The organism is Streptomyces sp. NPDC039736 (assembly GCF_055596485.1).
Window position 1 is genome coordinate 273,305 of the sequence record NZ_JBVIUQ010000009.1, and the last position, 17,578, is coordinate 290,882.

A 17,578-nucleotide genomic window follows, 5' to 3' on the forward strand; every position below is an offset into this window, starting at 1 on the left:
GAGGTAGTGCGTGACGGTGGCGCGCGGACGGCGCCGGTCCATGGCAGGACGCCACGGAACGCCCATGGTGATCGCCTGCGGGCTCCAATCTGCCGACCTGCGGCGGCCGCGTCCATCGAGGTTTTCTTAAGTGGCCCCCAAGGGGAGCTTCATTCGCACGCGCGCCCGCCGCTCGCGCCCGCTCCCGGTACGCGCTTCACCCCCGGTACGTCTCCAGCAGCCGCAGCCACACCTCGCTGATCGTCGGGTACGAGGGGACCGCGTGCCACAGCCGGTCGATCGGCACCTCGCCGACCACGGCCACCGTCGCGGAGTGCACGAGCTCGCTGACGCCCGGGCCGACGAAGGTGACGCCGACCAGGGTCTCGGTGTCGAGGTCCACGACCATCCGGGCGCGGCCCGTGTACCCGTCGGCGTAGAGGCCGGCCCCGGCGACCGCGCCCATGTCGTAGTCGACGGCGCGCACCCGCCGCCCGGCCCGCTCGGCCTCCGCGAGGGTCGCGCCCACCGATCCGGCCTCGGGGTCGGTGAAGACCACCTGCGGCACGGCGGCGTGGTCGGCGGTCGCGGAGTGCGCGCCCCACGCGGCGTCGTCCACGGCGCGGCCCCGCGCCCGGGCGGCGATGGCGTCTCCGGCGACGCGGGCCTGGTACTTGCCCTGGTGGGTGAGGAGCGCCCGGTGGTTGGCGTCGCCGACGGCGTACAGCCAGTCCGAGCCGGTGACCCGGCAGCTGTCGTCGACGTCGAGCCAGGAGCCGGGCTCCAGGCCGACGGTGTCCAGTCCGATGTCGTCGGTGCGCGGCGCGCGGCCCACCGCGAAGAGGATCTCGTCGGCCCGGAGCGTGTCGCCGCCGTCGAGGGTGACGGTGACGCCCGCGGCGTCGCGGTGGACGGCCGACACCGACGCCCCGGTACGGACCGTGGCCCCGGCCGCTTCGAGGGCCTCCCGGACGAGCTCGCCCGCGAAGGGTTCCATCCTGGGCAGCAGGCCCTCCTCGCCCCGGACGAGGACGGTGACCTCGGAGCCCAGGGCCTGCCAGGCGGTGGCCATCTCGACGCCGACCACTCCCCCGCCGACGACCACCAGCCGCCCCGGCACGGACTGTGCGCTGGTGGCCTCCCTGCTGGTCCACGGCCGGGCGTCGGCGACGCCGGGCAGGTCGGGCACGACGGCCCGGGTGCCGGTGCACACGGCGACGGCGTGGCGGGCGGTGAGCGTGGTCAGGGCGCCGTCGGGGCCTTCGACCACGACGCGCTTCTCCCCGGCGAGCCTGCCGTGGCCCCGGTGGATGTCCGCGCCGATCGACTCCAGCCAGCCGACCTGCCCGTCGTCCTTCCAGTGCGAGGTGTAGTCGTCGCGGTGGGCGAGCACGGCCGGGGCGTCGAGGGGGCCCCGCACCGCCTGCCTCAGCCCCGGCACGCGACGGGCGTCGGCCCGGGCGGTCACCGGGCGCAGCAGCGCCTTGCTGGGCATGCACGCCCAGTACGAGCACTCGCCGCCGATCAGCTCGGCCTCCACGACGGCCACGCTCAGGCCGCCCGCGCGGGCCCGGTCGGCCACGTTCTCGCCCACCGGTCCCGCGCCCAGCACCACCACGTCGTACGCCCGCGTCGTGCGGTCTTCTTCGTTTCCCGCGTCAGTCGTCATGAAGCTCAGTCTGATGGGTGGTGTGGGCAGCGACCACAGGGGAAGGCGGTCCTGCGGAATAGCGCCTCGCCGTCCGTCGTTGAGCGGGGACGGCGACGCGCTGAATGACGGAAGAGGAGCACACCATGGCCACTGTCGAACTCACGAAGGAAAACTTCGACTCGGTCGTCACCGACAACGACTTCGTTCTGATCGACTTCTGGGCCTCGTGGTGCGGTCCGTGCCGTCAGTTCGCCCCGGTGTTCGAGAGCGCTTCCGACCGTCACGAGGACCTCGTCTTCGCCAAGGTCGACACCGAGGCGCAGCAGGAGCTGGCGGCGGCCTTCGAGATCCAGTCGATCCCGACCCTGATGATCGTCCGGGACAACGTCGCGGTGTTCGCCCAGCCGGGCGCGCTCCCCGAGGCGGCGCTGGAGGACGTCATCGGCCAGGCCCGCAACCTGGACATGGACGAGGTCCGCAAGTCGATCGAGCAGGCGCAGGCGCAGGCCGCCTCCGGAGAAACCAAGGAAGCGGGCTGACTCGTCCGTCTCCCCGTACGCGGCCTCCCCGTACGCGGCACAGTGGGCGCCACCCGGCACGGGTGGCGCCCACTGCCGCGTACGGGCCCCTCAGCGCTCCAGCACCAGCGCCAACCCCTGCCCGACCCCGATGCACAGCGCGGCCAGGCCCGTGCCCGATCCGGCCGCCGCGAGCTGGTGGGCCACCGCGCCCGCGAGCCGCGCCCCGGAGGCCCCCAGCGGATGCCCGACGGCGAGAGCGCCGCCGCGCGGGTTGACGACGGCCGGGTCCAGGCCCGGCCACTCGGCGAGGCAGCCCAGCGCCTGGGCGGCGAAGGCCTCGTTGAGCTCGAAGACGGTGAGGTCGTCGAAGGTGCGGTCCGCCTTGGCCAGCGCCCTGCCGACCGCCTCGACCGGGCCCAGCCCGAAGAGGTGCGGCTCGATGCCGGTGACGGCGGAGGCCCGGATGCGGGCCAGCGGCTCGCGGCCGGTGGCGCGCAGGCCCTCCTCGCCGACCAGGAGCAGGGCGGCCGCGCCGTCGTTGAGGGGTGAGGAGTTCCCCGCGGTGACGGTGCCGCCGGGGCGGAACACGGGCTTCAGCTTCGCCAGGGCCTCCGGGGTGGAGGACTCGCGCACGCACTCGTCGCGGACCAGGTCCACGCCGTCGTACGGGACGACTTCGCCGTCGTAGTGCCCCCGGGCCCACGCGGCGGCCGCCTTGCGGTGGCTGGCGAGCGCGAAGGCGTCCTGCTCCTCGCGGCCGATCCGGTGCTTGTCGGCGACGAGTTCGGCGCCCTCGCCCAGCGGGACGGTCCACTCGACGGGCATCTGCGGGTTGGTCATCCGCCAGCCCAGCGTGGTGGAGTGCAGTTGCTGGTGGGCGGCCGGGAAGGCCCGTTCGGGTTTCTGCAGGACCCAGGGGGCGCGGGACATGGACTCGACGCCGCCCGCGATGGCCACGTCCGCGTCGCCGACGGCGATGGCGCGGGCCGCCTGGATCACGGCCTCCAGGCCGGAGCCGCAGAGCCGGTTGACGGTGACGCCGGGGACGGTGACCGGCAATCCGGCGAGCAGCACCGCCATGCGGGCCACGTCGCGGTTGTCCTCGCCCACGCCGTTGGCGTCGCCGAAGTACACGTCGTCGACGCGGGCCGGGTCGAGATCGGGGGTGCGGGCGACCAGGGCGCGTACGACATGGGCCGCGAGGTCGTCGGGGCGTACGCCCGAGAGCGCGCCCCCGAACTTGCCGATCGGTGTGCGGACGGCGTCGACGACGTACACGTCGCGGATGCTCGTGGGCATCGGAACTCTCCTCCGGGTCGAGGGCGTTCGGACCGGAGAACGGCACCGGTGCGCGACCGCCTGTGATCGTCCTTGATCACCCGTGCCCGAGTCTGTGGCGCGTCCCGTCGGCTGTCAACGACGGGACGCGTCACCGACGGGGGTCAGCTCGACTCCCGGGGGACCGCGTGCGCGCCCATCAGGTCGTGGTTCTCGGCCCGGTCCGCGGGGTGGGCCACCAGCCGGTCGACCAGGTCGGCGAGGAACCGGCCCGGCGGCAGCTCCATGTGCACGGTGCTGAGGCTGGGCCGCAGCAGCTTGCCCATCAGGAGGTCGTCGGCGCCCATCACGGCGGTCTCGCCGGGCACGTCGACGCCCGCGTCCTGGAGCGCGCGCATCAGGAGCTGCGCGTACTCGTCGTTGTAGGCGAACACCGCGTCCAGGTCGAGGTCGCGCCAGCGGGCCGCGAGCGCCGCCGCGGACTCCTCGTCGTACCGCATGCCGAGCGGCTCCACGCGGGCGCCGGTGCCGCTGACGGCCTTGCGCAGTCCCGCCAGGCGGGGTTTGGAGAAGAGCTCGAGGCCCGGCTCCTCCGGGAGGACCGCGCCGATCCGGCGGCGGCCGCGCTCCATCAGGTGCCGGGCGGCGGCGATGCCGACCTCGCGCTGGTCCATCACCAGGGAGTGCGCGCCCTCGACGCGCTGCGGTCCCATGGTGATGACGGCCTTGGCGCCCGACCTCTTGAGGAGGGAGACGCCGCGCGCGGTCAGGGTGATCTCCCCGAGCGAGACCACCGCGACCGGGCGCAGTTCCGCCCAGGCGCGGGCGGCCTCGTCGCCGCTGAGACCGAGGCTGCCGTACTGCACGACGGTGTAGTCGAGGTTGCGCAGCGCCCAGTGCAGCTCGTTGAAGAACTGTCCGTACAGCGGGCCGACGGGGATGTGCGCGGTCGGCAGCAGGACGATGCGGGTGTGGCCGGCGCGCAGGCTGCGGGCGGCGGCGTGCGGGACGTAGCCGAGTTCCTCGGCGGCCTCGCGGACCCGGCGGCGGGTCGGCTCGCTGATCCGCACGGCCGAGGTGTTGTTCAGCACGTAGGAGACGGTGGCGCGCGAAACGCCCGCCAGGCGTGCGACGTCGGTGCTGGTGGGGACGGGTTGTTCGGCTGGCTTCTTCGGTGTCTGGCTCATCGCGTTCGGCATCTTTCCAGACTGGTGCGGCACAGGGTCTGGCGGTTGGCCGGATTTCGGTGCTACAAAGCGTTTACACGCGTCACTGACACGTGTCATCACGGCGTTCCGAGCTCCCTGTCCGGCGCCCCGCACGGGTTCCCCTCCCGGCGGACGTGTCCGTCGTCCCAGGAGCCCGCCTCCCGTCCCATTCACCGTTCTCTCGACACTGGAGGGCAGCGTGGCCCTTTCCTCCCCCGGCTCCGGCGTTGCAGCCGCTTCCGACTCCGTTCAGGCGCCCCGTCCCACTCGTGGGCTGCTGCCGCTGCTGCTCCTCGGCAACACGGCCATGTACGCCCTCTACATCGGTGTTCCGGGCTTCGTGCTGGCCCTCCAGGTGGCCGGCATCGACCCGGCGAACAAGGTCGGCAACATGACCGTCGTGTCCGGTGTCTCGGCCGTCTTCGCGACGGTCTTCAACCCGGTGGCGGGCGCGCTGTCCGACCGCTCCGGGCGCCGCAACCCGTGGATCCTGGGCGGCGGCGTCGGGGCCCTCGCGGTGATGGCGCTGCTCGGCAGCGTCAACACCGTGCTGCTGGTGACGATCGTCTGGTGTCTGGGCCAGGCGGCGATGAACTTCTACCAGGCGGCGCTCACCTCGGTGGTCCCCGACCGCGTCCCGGTGGCCTCGCGCGGCCGGGCGTCGGCGGCCGTCGGCCTCGGCATCCCGATCGGCTCCACCGTCGGCGCGCTGCTCGGCGCGGCCTTCTCGGACAGCTACCGCACCGGTTACCTGGTCTTCGGCGCCCTGGTCGCCGTGTCCGCCGTGGTCTTCACGAGCTGCGCCAAGGAGGAGCGCCGTCCGGGCAAGCCCGCGGCGCCGTTCAAGGAGCAGGTGAAGACCTTCGCCGGCGCGCTCGCCCACCACGACTTCCGCTGGGCCTTCATCGGCCGGGCGCTGCTGATCCTGGGCTACTTCGGCGTCCTCGGCTTCCAGATGTACATCCTCCAGGACCACACGAAGCTGCCAGCGGGCATGACCGCCCCGGCCGCCGCCGCGATCCTCACGATGGTCAACTCGGCCGCCTCCGTGGTCTCCACCGTCCTGGGCGGCTGGCTGTCCGACAAGTACGACCGCCGCAAGCTCTTCGTCGCCGTCTCCGCGCTGCTGGCCGCCGTCGCCATGGTCTTCCCGGCGCTGTCCGCCAGTTGGACCGCGATGCTGGTCTTCGGCGTGATCAACGGCCTGGGCTTCGGCTGCTACATGGCCGTGGACACCGCCCTGGTGACGATGGTGCTGCCGAGGTCCGAGGACGCCGCCCGTGACATGGGCATCCTCAACGTCGCCAACGCCGGTCCGCAGATCGCCGCGCCGTTCGTCGCCGGCCTGGTGGTCCAGCTCTCCGGGGGGTACACGGCGCTCTTCCTGGTCGCCGCCGTACTCTCCCTGCTCGGAGCACTCGCGGTCCACCCGATCCGCGGCGTCCGCTGAACCCCCGGGGGGCGGGCCGGGTCCGCACCGGCCCGCCCCCCGGACGTACGAAGGCCCCACCGGGCCCCGCACCCCCGAAAGGCACGCACGTGCAGCTGAACACCCACACCTGGGGCGAGGGCGACCGCGTCGCCCTCCTGGTCCACGGCATCATGGCCGACCACCGCGCCTGGCGCACCGTGGGCCCCGCGCTCGCCGACCGGGGTTACCGCGTCATAGCGGTGGACCTGCGCGGTCACGGCCTGAGCGGGCGCGCGGACTCCTACGCCCCCGAGGACTTCGCCGACGACCTGGTCGAGACGCTCCCCGCGGGCGCGGAGCTGGCCATCGGCCACTCGCTGGGCGGCCTGACGCTCTCCCTCGCCGTGGACCGGCTGCGGCCGCGGCGCGCGGTGTACTCCGACCCGGCGTGGCACCTGGAGCTTCCCGGGGGCCTGGGCCCGGAGGTCTTCGCCCAGTTCAAGACGACGCCCCGGGAGGTCGTCGCGGAGCTGAACCCGCGCTGGGCCGACGAGGACGTGGACGTGGAGGTGGCGACCCTCGCGCTCTGGGACGAGGCCAGCGCGCACGGCCTGGCCGGCCTCGGGGGCCGCGACCTGCTGCCCGTGAAGCCGGTCGTGCCGTCGCTGGTGCAGCTCGCCGACCCGAGCATGATCATCGACGCGGCGCGGGCCGCGCTGCTGCGCGAGCGCGGCTTCGAGGTGCGCGTCGTGCCGGGCGCGGGTCACACCATTCAGCGTGACGACTTCGACGGCTTCATGGCCTCGCTGGATGGCTGGATCTAGTCCGTCGTCGCACCGGTGGACCGGACCATGCTCCGGTCCGCTCGCGGCGGCCGGTTCCCCGCGACGGGGGCCGGCCGCCGCGCCGTGCGGGCCTTCGCCGTGCGCACCGCGCTCACGGCCGCCCGCCCGCCAGCACCTTCCACACCCCGGGGTCCTCGAACCCCAGCGCCCACAGCCCCGTCCGGGTGATCCCGTGCTTGCGCAGCACCGGCAGGTGGGCGGCGACCCCGCGCGCGTCCTGGTACCAGACGGTGCGCCTGCGGCCCTGGTCCTCGTAGCTGAAGTGGGGCGACCCCGCGTCCGGGTCGAGGCGGTACGGCGCGCCGGTCCGTTCGCGCAGCGCCTCGGCCTCCTTCCAGGTCACGTGCCGGGTGGGGCCGCCGGGGGTCCAGTCCCAGCCGTAGGCGGGCAGCGCCGTCTCGATCTTGGCGCGGGGGATCACGGCGGTGGCGTGGGCGAGGATGCGGTCGTACCACCGCGGGGTCGACAGCGGGCCCGGCTTCCCGCCCTCCCAGTGCAGGTTGTACGCCATGATGCGCACCCGGTCGGCGGCCCTGCCGAGTGCGGGGTAGTCCCAGATGCGGCCGCTGCCCCCGGTCTGCGGGGTGACCGCGACGGCGCACGTCTTCCGCTTCGTGTGCAGCGCCGCGCACAGGTCGGTGACCAGGGCCGCGTAGCCGGCGCGGACTTTCCGGTAGGCGGGGTCGGGGGTCGGCGCGATGGTCTCGTAGTCGAGTTCGAGCCCGTCGTAGTCACCGCGTTCCGCGACGGCGAGGAGGGTGCGCAGGTGGGTGGCGCGGCGCTTCGGGTCGGTGAGGATCGCGGCGAGGACGCCGGCCGGGAGGGTCTCCATCACCGTCGGCACGACCTTGATCCCCGCCTTGTGGAGTCCGTCGACGATGCGGGTGTCCTCGGCGCCGTCGTGCGGGTCGACGCGGTCGGCGGCCCTGGCCCGGTACCAGAACGGGCTGACGGTGTGCAGTTGGTCCGCGTGCGCGAGGGCGTCCCGGTAGCCCGTCTCCTGGTCCCAGTACGGCAGCCAGGCGGAGGAGGTGCGCGCGGTCGGCGCCGCTTCGGGCGCGGGCGGCACGGCCGCGACCGCCCCGAGGGCGAGGAGCAGGGCGGGCAGGGTGGTGTTCATGGGAGGAGCCTGGGGGCGCCGCGCCCGGCACGCGCCGTGTGCTGGGCCGGTCGGCCGCATCCGCCGTCCGGGCCCGCTCACCCCCTACGCTGCACGCGTGACGACTTCACTGGACGACGAGACCGCGCACGGCGACCCGGAGCGGCGCACCGACCTTCCCGGCAGCAATGGCCCGACCGCGACGGTGGAGGTCGAGCCGTACGACATCGGGCCGGTGCGCATGGAGTACGCGCCCGAGCCCGACGGGGACCCCGATCCCGGCGAGATCGTCTGGACGTTCGTGCCGTACGAGGAGAACGACGGGCGGGGCAAGGACCGGCCGGTGCTGGTGGTGGCCCGGGAGGACGCGGGCACCCTGCTGGCGGTGCGGCTCTCCAGCAAGCGGCACGACCACGACCGGGAGTGGCTGCCCATCGGTTCGGGGCCGTGGGACAGCGCGGGGCGCGCGTCGTGGGTGGACCTGGACCGGGTGCTGCGGGTGCACGAGGAGGGCATGCGGCGCGAGGCGTGCGCCCTGGACCGCGCGTCCTTCGACCGGGTGGCGGGGCGGCTGGGCGAGCGTTACGGCTGGAGCGGCTGAGGCCGCCGCGTCTCAGGCCGCGAAGGCGGCACGGAACGCGGTGAGTGCGGGGCCCCTGCCGGTGCGGTCGAGCACGGCGAGGGTCACCCTCTCGAAGTGGGCGGCGAACCGGCCCTCCCCCGTGAGGAGTTCGCGGAAGGCTCCGGCGACGGCGGCGGGGTCGTTCTGGAAGACGCCGCAGCCCCAGGCGCCGAGCACGATCCGCCGGTAGCCGTGCGCGACGGCGACCTCCAGGACGCGTTCGGCCCGCCGGGCGAGCGCCCGTGGGACGCGGTGCTCGCGGGCGGGGTCGGTGCGCCGGATCACCCCGGCGTTGGGGGCGGGCGAGGTGAGGAAGCCGACGCGGTACGGGTCGGACAGCAGCGTGCCGCGGTCGTCGCGGAAGACGGGGACGCCCGGGGCGCAGATCACGCGGTCGGTGTAGAACACGTCGCGTTCGGCGCGGTGGTGGGCGTAGAACTCCGGGGCGCGCAGCAGGCAGGTGTAGAGGGCGGAGGACCGGCAGAGCGCCTCTTCCTGGGCCTGCGCCCCGTTGAGGTAGCCGCCGCCGGGGTTGCGGGCGGAGGCGAAGCAGAGCACGGCGACCGGGTCGGCGGCCTCGCCGGTCAGGCGGCGGGCCGCCTCGGTGCTGCTCTCGGCGGTGACCTCGAAGGCGGTGGCGCGGTCGGCGGCGGGCTCGGCGGGCACCGGTCCGGGTCCGTGCACACGGGTGCCGGCGACGGCCTCGGCCACGTCGGCGGCGATGGATACCTCGCGGCCCCGGGGGCAGGTGTACCGACCGGCGGCGACGATGTCCTCGGTTTCTCGCGCGACTTGGCGCAGGCGTGCACTCACGCCGGTGATCGTGCGGGACGGCGGGCCGGCGGCGCAACGGGATTTGCCGGGCCGGGACGAGGCGGAGGGGGGTCGGAGGGGTGCCGCGCGGTGGTGCGCGCGGCCAAAAGGTGCCTCTTGTGCGGGGCCCGGACAGTGGGTTGGGTGGACTGCTGCGTCCCGGCCCGGGGAACCGTGGCGGGCGGGGCCGTTGAGCGAACCGGAGGAGAACACGGGTGCCACGAAGGAGGAACTGTCCATGCCGACAGCCCAGTTGACCGGCGAGGGGCCGCCCATCACGGAGACGGAGGCGGCCGACCTGCTGCGCTGCATCTGCTTCAAGACGGGGCCGCCCCGGATGCTCGGCGCGGAACTCGAATGGCTCGTCCACGACGCCGGCGCACCGCAGCGGCCCGTCACGGGCGAGCGTCTCGCCGCCGCCCACGAGGCGGCCCGCAGACTGCCGCTGCGGTCGGGACTCACCGTCGAACCCGGCGGCCAGCTCGAGCTCAGCTCGCTGCCCGCCGCCTCCCTCACCGAATTGCTGGACTCCGTGTCCGCCGATCTGACCGCCGTGCGCGCCGCGCTGGGGGAGCTGGGGCTGGCGCTCGCCGGGTTCGGCCAGGATCCGTGGCAGCCGCCGCGCCGCTTCCTGCGGGAACCCCGGTACGACGCGATGGAGACCGCCCTGGACCGTGCGGGGCCGGCGGGCCGCACGATGATGTGCTCCTCGGCGTCGATCCAGGTGTGCGTGGACGCCGGGCACGAGGGCCCCGGCCCGCGGGGCCTGGCCCGGCGGTGGGAGCTGGCGCACCTGCTGGGGGCGGTCCTGGCCGCCTCCTTCGCCAACTCGCCCTACGCGCAGGGGAGCCGTACGGGCTGGCGGTCGCACCGGCAGGCCCTGTGGGGCGACATCGAGGCGGGCCGCTCACTGGCCCCGCCCGCCGGGTCCGAGCCCCGCACGGCCTGGGCCCAACGCGCCCTGGACGCGCCGGTGTTGTGCGTACGCGCCGAGGAGGGCGAGCCCTGGGACGTTCCGGAGGGGCTGACGTTCCGCGAGTGGACCCGCAGCCGGGCCCCGCGCGCACCCGACCGGGCCGATTTGGAGTACCACCTGACGACGCTGTTCCCGCCGGTGCGCCCGCAGGGACACCTGGAGCTGCGGATGATCGACGCGCAGCCCGGCGAGGACGGCTGGGTGGTGCCGCTGGCGGTGACGGCCGCGCTCTTCGACGACCCGCGGGCCGCGGAGCACGCCTGGCAGGCCGTCCGTCCGCTGGCGAAGCGCGCCGGCCCCGGTCCCGCGCCGCGCAATCCGCTCTGGGAGGCGGCCGCCCGCGACGGGCTGGCCGACCCCGAGCTGCGCGCCGCCGCCGTCACCTGCTTCGCCGCGGCCCGGGACGCCCTGCCCCGGCTGGGCGCGTCGGCGGCCGTGCTGGACGCGGTGGACGCGTACACCGGGTGCTACGTGGCCCGGGGCCGCTGCCCCGCCGACGACCTGCTGGACGCCGGGCTGTGCCCGGCCGACGGTGCGTCCGACAGCACGGCCGGCGGCCCGGCCGACGGCCCGGACACTCCTTCCTGCCCCGACTCCGGTGAGGATTCCCCGCGATGACCGACACCGCCCAGCCCCTGGAGGCCGACTCCGAGGGGCTTCGCAGCCGCGCCCTTCAGGCGCTCGCCGACGCGCGCCGCCGCACCGAACTGCTCACCTCCTGCGTCGACGACGGCGAACTGATCGCCCAGCACTCGCCGTTGATGTCGCCGCTGGTGTGGGACCTGGCACACATCGGCAACCAGGAGGAACAGTGGCTGCTGCGCACCGTCGGCGGCCGCGAGGCGCTGCGCCCGGAGATCGACTCGGTGTACGACGCCTTCGAGCACCCGCGGTCGGCCCGGCCCGCCCTGCCGCTGCTCCCGCCCGCCGAGGCCCGCGCCTACGCGGCCGAGGTGCGCGGCCGGGCCCTGGACGTACTGGAACGCAGCCCGCTGCGGGGCGCGCCCCTGGAGGACGCGGGGTTCGCGTTCGGGATGGTCGCCCAGCACGAACAGCAGCACGACGAAACCATGCTGATCACCCATCAACTGCGCCGGGGACCGGCCGCCCTGACCGCTCCCCCGCCACCCGCACCGGACACGGCCGAGCGGATCAGGAGCGAAGTACTGGTCCCCGGGGGTCCGTTCACCATGGGAACGTCCGTCGAGCCGTGGGCGCTGGACAACGAGCGCCCCGCCCACGCCACGTTCGTCCCGTCCTTCTTCCTCGACACGACCCCGGTGTCGTGCGGGGCGTACCTGGAGTTCATGGCGGACGGCGGATACGCCGACGCCCGCTGGTGGCGGCCCGAGGGCTGGGCCGCGGTCCGCGAACACGGCCTGCGGGCACCGCTGTTCTGGCGGCAGGAAGGCGGCCAGTGGCTGCGCCGGCACTTCGGGGTGGTGGAACCCGTGCCGCTGGACGAGCCGGTCCTGCACGTGAGCTGGTACGAGGCCGACGCGTACGCGCGCTGGGCGGGGCGGCGGCTGCCGACGGAGGCGGAGTGGGAGAAGGCCGCCCGGCACGACCCGGCGACGGGCCGCTCGCTGGGCTATCCGTGGGGCGACGCCGACCCGACCCCCGAGCGCGCCAACCTGGGGCAGCGCCATCTGCGACCGGCACCGGTGGGCGGCTATCCGGCCGGTGCGTCGCCGCTCGGGGTACGGCAGTTGATCGGCGACGTGTGGGAGTGGACGGCGAGCGACTTCCTGCCCTATCCGGGGTTCGCGGCCTTCCCGTACCGCGAGTACTCGGAGGTCTTCTTCGGACCCGGGCACAAGGTGCTGCGCGGGGGTTCCTTCGCGGTGGACCCGGTGGCCTGCCGGGGGACGTTCCGCAACTGGGACCTGCCGGTGCGGCGGCAGATCTTCGCCGGGTTCCGCACGGCGCGCGACGCCGGGGAGGACCAGCTCTGATGTGCCGTCACCTCGCTTACCTGGGGCCGGACGTGCCCCTGGCCGAACTGATCACGAGCCCGAAACTGGGGCTGTACCGGCAGGCGTGGGCGCCGCTGCACCAGAAGCACGGCACGGTCAACGCGGACGGCTTCGGCGTCGGCTGGTACGCCGGGGACGACCCCGCTCCGGCCCGTTACCGGCGTACGGGCCCCCTGTGGGCCGACGCCAACTTCCCCGACCTCGCCCGCGTCATCCGCTCCGGGGCGGTGCTGGCCGCCGTGCGGGACGCCACCGAGGCGGGTGCCGACGGGGAGGCGGCCGCGGCGCCCTTCGCGGCCGGGCCGTGGCTGTTCAGCCACAACGGGGCGGTGCGCGGCTGGCCCGCCTCGCTGAGCGGACCGGCTGCCGGGCTGCCCCCCGAGGCGCTGCTCACCCTGGCGGCCCGCAGCGACTCGGCCCTGGTGTGGGCGCTCGCCCTGCACCGCCTGCGCGCGGGCGCCGAGCCGGGGCGGGCGCTCGCCGAAACGATCCTGGAGGTGGCGGCCGCGGCCCCCGGATCCCGGCTGAACCTCCTGCTCACCGACGGCACGACCGTCACCGCGACCGCCTGGGGCGACACCCTCTGGTACCTGGCCGAGCCCGGCCGGTACACCGTCGTCGCCTCCGAGCCGTACGACGACGACCCGCACTGGACCGAGGTCCCCGACCGCACGCTGCTCGCCGCCACCCGCACGGACGTCCTGCTGACCCCGCTCAAGGAGCCCACCGCGTGAGCCCGTACTCCGTCACCCGTACCCTGCCCGTGCACGCCACCGCGGCCGACCTGCGCACCGACGTCCTCCAGGGGCTGGGCCGCTCCCCCAAGTCGCTGCCGCCGAAATGGTTCTACGACGCCCGCGGCAGCGAGCTCTTCGAACAGATCACCGCGCTGCCCGAGTACTACCCCACCCGCGCCGAGCGGGAGATCCTGCGCGAGCGCGCCCGGGAGATCGCGTCCGTCACCGGGGCCCGGACGCTCGTCGAGCTGGGCTCGGGGTCCTCGGAGAAGACCCGTGTCCTCCTCGACGCCCTGCCCGGGTTGCACACCTACCTGCCGGTCGACGTGAGCGAGAGCGCGCTGACCGCCGCCGCCGAAGCCCTGCTCATCGAGCGCCCCGGGCTGTCCGTGCACGCGCTGATCGCCGACTTCACACGCGGGCTGACCCTGCCGGGGACGCCCGGGCGCCGGCTGGTGGCGTTCCTGGGCGGCACGCTCGGCAATCTGCTCCCCGACGAGCGGGCGGTGTTCCTGAAGTCGCTGCGGGCGCTGCTGCGACCGGGGGACGCGCTGCTGCTCGGCACGGACCTGGTGAAGGACGAGCAGACCCTCGTGGCCGCGTACGACGACGCGGCGGGCGTGACCGCCGCGTTCAACAAGAACGTCCTGTCCGTCCTCAACCGGGAGCTGGACGCCGACTTCGACCCGGACGACTTCGCCCACGTGGCGCGCTGGAACACCGAGCACGAGTGGATCGAGATGCGGCTGCGGGCCAGGTCCGCGCTCACGGTCAAGATCCGCGAGCTGGGGACGGTGGTCGCCTTCGACAAGGGTGAGGAACTGCGGACGGAGGTCTCCGCGAAGTTCCGCGAGGAGGGCGTACGGGAGGAGCTGGCGGCGGCCGGTCTGGCGCTGCGGCACTGGTGGACGGACCGCGAGGGCCGCTTCGCGCTGTCGCTGGCCGCACCGGAGTAGGACCTTGCGACTCGGCTGCGGCGGCCGGGGAGGGGTGTGCGGCTCCCCTCCGGCCGCCGCGCCGCGCAGCGCACTCGTGCCCTACTCGCTGTACTTCTGCAGTGTCCTCGTGATGCTCTGCGAGGCCTGCCGCGCGGCGGTTTTCGGGTCGGCGCCGCGCAGCACCTTCGTCATGTACGGCTTGATCGGGTTCTCCGCCTCGACCTCGCCCCACTTGGGCGACGAGGGGGTGGCGCGGCCGTACTTGGCGCCCTCGGCCATGGTCCGCACGCCCTCCTCGGTGCCGACCGCGGACGCCAGCCTGGACTTGTTGGGCACGTAGTTCATGGCGCGCGCGAGCTCCACCTGCCACTTGTCGCCGGCCAGCGCCGACACCACCTTGATGGCGGACCTCCGCTGGTCGGTGGCGCGGGGGACCACCAGGTCCGAGCCGCCGGTGAACACCGTGCCCGGCCGCTTCGAGGTCTTGCCGGGGACGGGGAAGAAGCCGATCTTTCCGCGCAGTGCGGGGTTCTTGGCCTCGATGAGCTTGGCGGTGCCGGGGGTGGCGACGATCTGCGCGATGTTCCCCCGGGCGAACAGGTCGCGCTGCGGCGGGTGCTCCTCGTCGGCGTCCTCGGGACCCCGGCCCAGGGCCTGGAGCTTCTTGTAGAAGGCCATGCCGGCGAGCGCGGCCCTGCTGTCGAGGGCTCCGCTCCACTGCCCGCCGGTCTCGACGGCGAGTTCGCCGCCCTCGTCCCAGACGAACCCGGAGAGCGTGTACCAGTCCTGGCCCGCCAGGTAGATGCCCTGGTTCGGGCCGGTGTTGAGCTTGCGGGTGTCGCGTATCCACTCCTCGCGGTCGGCGGGCGGCTTCGTGATGCCCGCTGCCGCGAAGAGGTCCTTGTGGTAGACGACCACGCGGTTGGCCGCGTACCAGGGGATGCCGTACTGGGCCTCGCCGACGCTGCCCGGCTCGGCGAGGCCCGGGAGCCAGTCCTCGGAGCCGAGGTCGCGCACCGCCTCCAGGGTCAGGTTCTCCAGGCCGCCGCCGACGGCGTACTGGGCCACCTGGGTGTTGCCGACCTCGATGACGTCCGGCGGGTCGGTGCCCCGCAACGCCTTGGTGATCCTGGGGCCGATGCCGGCCCAGGCCTGGATCCGGATGTCCAGCTCGATGCCGGGGTTGTCCTTCTCGAAGCCCGCCGTGAACCGTTCGAGGAAGTCCGGGGACGCGCTGTTCTCCATCAGCCAGACCGTGACGGTGCGGGTCCCGCCGTCGGCGGACGAGGAGCCGCCGAGGACGCCGCAGCCGGTGAGCAGGGCGGCGGACAGGGCGGTGGCGAGACAGGCGGAGGTGACGCGCTGTGGCACAAGGTTCACGATTCAAGAAATTGGCATGGACCAATCGCCGGGTCAAGGGGTTGCCGATCACATCTTGTACTTCGGCCACCCGGGTCCCGTCCGCCGTCCGTTCACCTCAGGTACGTCCCCGACGCTCCCGGGCGTCCTTCATGGCGGGCGAGGACGCCGCCCACTGGGCGCGTACGACGGTGAGACCCGCCCGCTCGGCCGCCTCGCACACCAGCAGGTCGTCGTCGACGAGGACCCTCACCCCGCGCGTCCGGGCCGGCTTCTTGAGCAGCTCCAGCTCGGTCAGCCGCGCGGGGCGGCGGTCGCGGTCGGCTCGCATCCGGAGCCGCCCCTCGGGCAGCCCATGGGCGGCGAGCCAGGCGACGGTGTCGGCGCGGCACCTCTCGGGGCGGCCGGTGAGGCAGCCGACCTCGCTGTCCCGCGCACGGCGCAGCGCGAGGGCGACGCCTTCGGCGAGCGGCGGGTCGGCGGGGGCGGCGGCGAAGAAGGCGTCCCAGTCGCGGGGTCGGCGCTCCAGGAAGCGCTGCCGGTGGGAGCCGTCGGCGAGAGTGCCGTCAAGGTCGAAGACGGCGAGGGGGAGGCGGTGGTCGTTCATCGCTCCACCCTGGGCAGCGGCTCGCGCGTCCGTTCGGGAATCTTCCCGGCGTCCGTGTGTTGTCCCTGGTGTGAGCACAGTGATCTCCCGGACCCGCTTCTCCGTACTCGACCGTTCCCGCGTGCGCGAGGGCCACGACGGCCCCGGGGCGCTGCGTGACACGGTACGGCTCGCGCAGCAGCTCGAACCCCTCGGCTACCACCGCTTCTGGGTCTCCGAGCACCACAGCGTGCCGGGGGTGGCCGGTTCGGCGCCGACCGTGCTGGCGGCGGCGGTCGCGGCGGCCACGTCCACGATCCGGGTGGGCACGGGCGGCGTCATGCTTCCCAACCACCAACCCCTGGTCGTGGCAGAGCAGTTCGGCGTCCTGGAGTCGCTGTTCCCGGGGCGGATCGACATGGGTCTGGGCCGGTCGGTGGGCTTCACGGACGGCGTACGCAGGGCACTTGGCCGGGACAAGGGCGACGCGGAGGGTTTCGCGGGCCAACTCGACGCGCTGCTGGGCTGGTTCACCGGGTCGGGGCCGGTGCACGCCTATCCGGCGGAGGGGCTGCGGGTGCCGCCCTTCGTGCTGGCCCTCGGCGAGGGGGCGTCGATCGCGGCGGCGGCGGGACTGCCGGTGGTGGTCGGCGACCTGCGGGGCCGGGACAGGCTCCGGGCGGCGGTGGACCGCTACCGCGCGGAATTCCGCCCGTCGGTGTGGTCCGACCGCCCCCACGTGACGATCGCGGGGACGGTCGCGGTGGCGGACACCGAGGAGGAGGCCCGCCGTCTGCTGGTGCCGGAGGCGTGGTCGATGGCGCACTCCCGTACGCACGGGACGTTCCCGCCGCTGCCGCCGGCCGAACGCGTGGAGGCGCTGGTGCGGGCGGGGGGCCTGGGGCCGAAGGAACGCGACTTCTACGAGGACGGCCTGCGCGGCCATGTGCACGGTACGCCTTCCCAGGTCGCGGCGGCGCTGGAGGAGGTCATCGCGTCGACCGGCGCGGACGAGGTCCTGGTCACCACGAGCACGCACGACCGGGCAGCGCTCCTCGCCTCCTACCACCACCTCTCCCGCCTCTTCACCGCCCCCTGAAGCCCCCCCTCCCCTCCCGCACGGCTCCACCCGGAGTGACGCCCCTCCAGGGGCGCGGGGAACTGCGCGACCAGCCACGACACATCCGCAGTGAACCGGGGGCAGCCGCGCGGCGAGCGCTTTAGGGAAAGGGGCGGGTCCGGGGCCTCTCTGCCAAAGCCGGGCGGGGCTGAGGCGTCCGGCACGGGGGCTGGTGTCCCGGCCTCGGCGGAGGAGCTTGCCCGGCACAGGCGCTTACGCAACGGAGCGGCACCCGGATGGGCCGGGAGCGGGAGGGGCCGCCCCCTTGCCCGCCCGTCCCGCCCCCTTGGGGCGGCCCCGTCGCCCCAAGGGAGCGGGGCCGAAGGAGGGGCTGCGAAGCCCAAGGAAGCGGGGGCGAAGGCAGGCTGCGGAGCCCAAGGAGGCGGAGGCGGCGGGAGGTCGCGGCGGTCAAGGGGGTGGGGCGGGGAGGGGAGGGAGGGAGCGCCGGGGGTGCAGGGG

The 17,578-nt window shown here is 74.3% G+C and carries 16 protein-coding genes; 9 read left to right on the forward strand and 7 right to left on the reverse strand.

All coding sequences use genetic code 11. From position 1 onward, the window contains the following. Positions 1 to 196: 196 nt before the first annotated feature. A complete protein-coding gene (locus ACZ56L_RS27405; RefSeq protein ID WP_345225888.1) occupies positions 197 to 1,648 on the reverse strand; it encodes a dihydrolipoyl dehydrogenase family protein in 1,452 nt (483 codons plus the stop codon). Between the two features lie 125 nt (positions 1,649 to 1,773). Between ACZ56L_RS27405 and trxA the strand changes: the two genes are divergently transcribed. After that, positions 1,774 to 2,169: a thioredoxin gene (gene trxA, locus ACZ56L_RS27410; RefSeq protein ID WP_345225886.1), complete on the forward strand. Its 396-nt coding sequence runs from the start codon at positions 1,774 to 1,776 to the stop codon at positions 2,167 to 2,169. Between the two features lie 90 nt (positions 2,170 to 2,259). Here trxA and ACZ56L_RS27415 read toward each other — a convergent pair whose 3' ends face one another. Continuing rightward, positions 2,260 to 3,450, reverse strand: coding sequence for a thiolase family protein (locus tag ACZ56L_RS27415; protein ID WP_471066969.1), 1,191 nt, complete (start codon positions 3,448 to 3,450; stop codon positions 2,260 to 2,262). Positions 3,451 to 3,593: 143 nt separating this feature from the next. After that, positions 3,594 to 4,616, reverse strand: coding sequence for a LacI family DNA-binding transcriptional regulator (locus ACZ56L_RS27420; protein WP_471066971.1), 1,023 nt, complete (start codon positions 4,614 to 4,616; stop codon positions 3,594 to 3,596). Between the two features lie 220 nt (positions 4,617 to 4,836). Here ACZ56L_RS27420 and ACZ56L_RS27425 point away from each other — a divergent pair, with 220 nt between their 5' ends. Both ACZ56L_RS27425 and ACZ56L_RS27430 read left to right on the forward strand, forming a co-directional pair. Beyond that, positions 4,837 to 6,087: an MFS transporter gene (locus tag ACZ56L_RS27425; protein ID WP_401761471.1), complete on the forward strand. Its 1,251-nt coding sequence runs from the start codon at positions 4,837 to 4,839 to the stop codon at positions 6,085 to 6,087. Between the two features lie 89 nt (positions 6,088 to 6,176). After that, entirely contained in the window at positions 6,177 to 6,872 is a 696-nt protein-coding gene (locus ACZ56L_RS27430) for an alpha/beta fold hydrolase (RefSeq protein WP_401761469.1), read from the forward strand. Between the two features lie 112 nt (positions 6,873 to 6,984). Here ACZ56L_RS27430 and ACZ56L_RS27435 read toward each other — a convergent pair whose 3' ends face one another. Beyond that, positions 6,985 to 8,013, reverse strand: a complete 1,029-nt coding sequence (locus tag ACZ56L_RS27435; RefSeq protein ID WP_471066974.1) for a glycosyl hydrolase family 18 protein — start codon at positions 8,011 to 8,013, stop codon at positions 6,985 to 6,987. 97 nt (positions 8,014 to 8,110) lie between these two features. On the opposite strand from ACZ56L_RS27435, the gene ACZ56L_RS27440 reads away from it, so the two are divergent. Then, complete coding sequence (locus ACZ56L_RS27440; RefSeq protein ID WP_471066976.1) at positions 8,111 to 8,593, forward strand: type II toxin-antitoxin system PemK/MazF family toxin; 483 nt, start codon at positions 8,111 to 8,113, stop codon at positions 8,591 to 8,593. A gap of 12 nt (positions 8,594 to 8,605) precedes the next feature. Here ACZ56L_RS27440 and ACZ56L_RS27445 read toward each other — a convergent pair whose 3' ends face one another. Then, positions 8,606 to 9,427 carry a TIGR02452 family protein gene (locus ACZ56L_RS27445; protein ID WP_471066978.1) on the reverse strand — a complete coding sequence of 274 codons (822 nt, stop codon included), beginning with the start codon at positions 9,425 to 9,427 and terminating at the stop codon, positions 8,606 to 8,608. A 238-nt stretch (positions 9,428 to 9,665) separates the two neighbouring features. Here ACZ56L_RS27445 and egtA point away from each other — a divergent pair, with 238 nt between their 5' ends. The 4 genes from egtA to egtD are packed head-to-tail and all read left to right on the forward strand — an operon-like array spanning position 9,666 to position 14,072. Then, a complete protein-coding gene (egtA, locus tag ACZ56L_RS27450) occupies positions 9,666 to 11,021 on the forward strand; it encodes an ergothioneine biosynthesis glutamate--cysteine ligase EgtA (RefSeq protein ID WP_471066980.1) in 1,356 nt (451 codons plus the stop codon). Then, on the forward strand, positions 11,018 to 12,358 hold the full coding sequence (gene egtB / locus ACZ56L_RS27455) for an ergothioneine biosynthesis protein EgtB (RefSeq protein ID WP_471066982.1): 1,341 nt from the start codon (positions 11,018 to 11,020) through the stop codon (positions 12,356 to 12,358). The genes egtA and egtB overlap by 4 nt, the downstream gene beginning before the upstream one ends. Beyond that, the gene (gene egtC / locus ACZ56L_RS27460; RefSeq protein WP_471066984.1) at positions 12,358 to 13,113 is read left to right on the forward strand and encodes an ergothioneine biosynthesis protein EgtC; all 756 of its coding nucleotides are present in this window, start codon (positions 12,358 to 12,360) and stop codon (positions 13,111 to 13,113) included. The genes egtB and egtC overlap by 1 nt, the downstream gene beginning before the upstream one ends. Continuing rightward, complete coding sequence (gene egtD, locus ACZ56L_RS27465; RefSeq protein WP_471066986.1) at positions 13,110 to 14,072, forward strand: L-histidine N(alpha)-methyltransferase; 963 nt, start codon at positions 13,110 to 13,112, stop codon at positions 14,070 to 14,072. Before egtC ends, egtD begins: the two co-directional genes overlap by 4 nt. Positions 14,073 to 14,153: 81 nt before the next feature. Here egtD and ACZ56L_RS27470 read toward each other — a convergent pair whose 3' ends face one another. Both ACZ56L_RS27470 and ACZ56L_RS27475 read right to left on the reverse strand, forming a co-directional pair. Then, complete coding sequence (locus ACZ56L_RS27470) at positions 14,154 to 15,425, reverse strand: extracellular solute-binding protein (protein WP_468691250.1); 1,272 nt, start codon at positions 15,423 to 15,425, stop codon at positions 14,154 to 14,156. Between the two features lie 106 nt (positions 15,426 to 15,531). Then, a complete protein-coding gene (locus tag ACZ56L_RS27475) occupies positions 15,532 to 16,020 on the reverse strand; it encodes a phosphatase domain-containing protein (RefSeq protein ID WP_471066988.1) in 489 nt (162 codons plus the stop codon). 70 nt (positions 16,021 to 16,090) lie between these two features. Here ACZ56L_RS27475 and ACZ56L_RS27480 point away from each other — a divergent pair, with 70 nt between their 5' ends. Beyond that, the gene (locus ACZ56L_RS27480) at positions 16,091 to 17,098 is read left to right on the forward strand and encodes an LLM class flavin-dependent oxidoreductase (RefSeq protein WP_471066990.1); all 1,008 of its coding nucleotides are present in this window, start codon (positions 16,091 to 16,093) and stop codon (positions 17,096 to 17,098) included. Positions 17,099 to 17,578 lie beyond the last annotated feature (480 nt).

Coding starts and splice junctions, on each gene's coding strand:
- ACZ56L_RS27405 (WP_345225888.1), bottom strand. CDS start 1,648: ATGACGACTGACGCGGGAAACGAAGAAGACCGCACGACGCGGGCGTAC.
- trxA (WP_345225886.1), top strand. CDS start 1,774: ATGGCCACTGTCGAACTCACGAAGGAAAACTTCGACTCGGTCGTCACC.
- ACZ56L_RS27415 (WP_471066969.1), bottom strand. CDS start 3,450: ATGCCCACGAGCATCCGCGACGTGTACGTCGTCGACGCCGTCCGCACA.
- ACZ56L_RS27420 (WP_471066971.1), bottom strand. CDS start 4,616: ATGAGCCAGACACCGAAGAAGCCAGCCGAACAACCCGTCCCCACCAGC.
- ACZ56L_RS27435 (WP_471066974.1), bottom strand. CDS start 8,013: ATGAACACCACCCTGCCCGCCCTGCTCCTCGCCCTCGGGGCGGTCGCG.
- egtA (WP_471066980.1), top strand. CDS start 9,666: ATGCCGACAGCCCAGTTGACCGGCGAGGGGCCGCCCATCACGGAGACG.
- egtB (WP_471066982.1), top strand. CDS start 11,018: ATGACCGACACCGCCCAGCCCCTGGAGGCCGACTCCGAGGGGCTTCGC.
- egtC (WP_471066984.1), top strand. CDS start 12,358: ATGTGCCGTCACCTCGCTTACCTGGGGCCGGACGTGCCCCTGGCCGAA.
- ACZ56L_RS27475 (WP_471066988.1), bottom strand. CDS start 16,020: ATGAACGACCACCGCCTCCCCCTCGCCGTCTTCGACCTTGACGGCACT.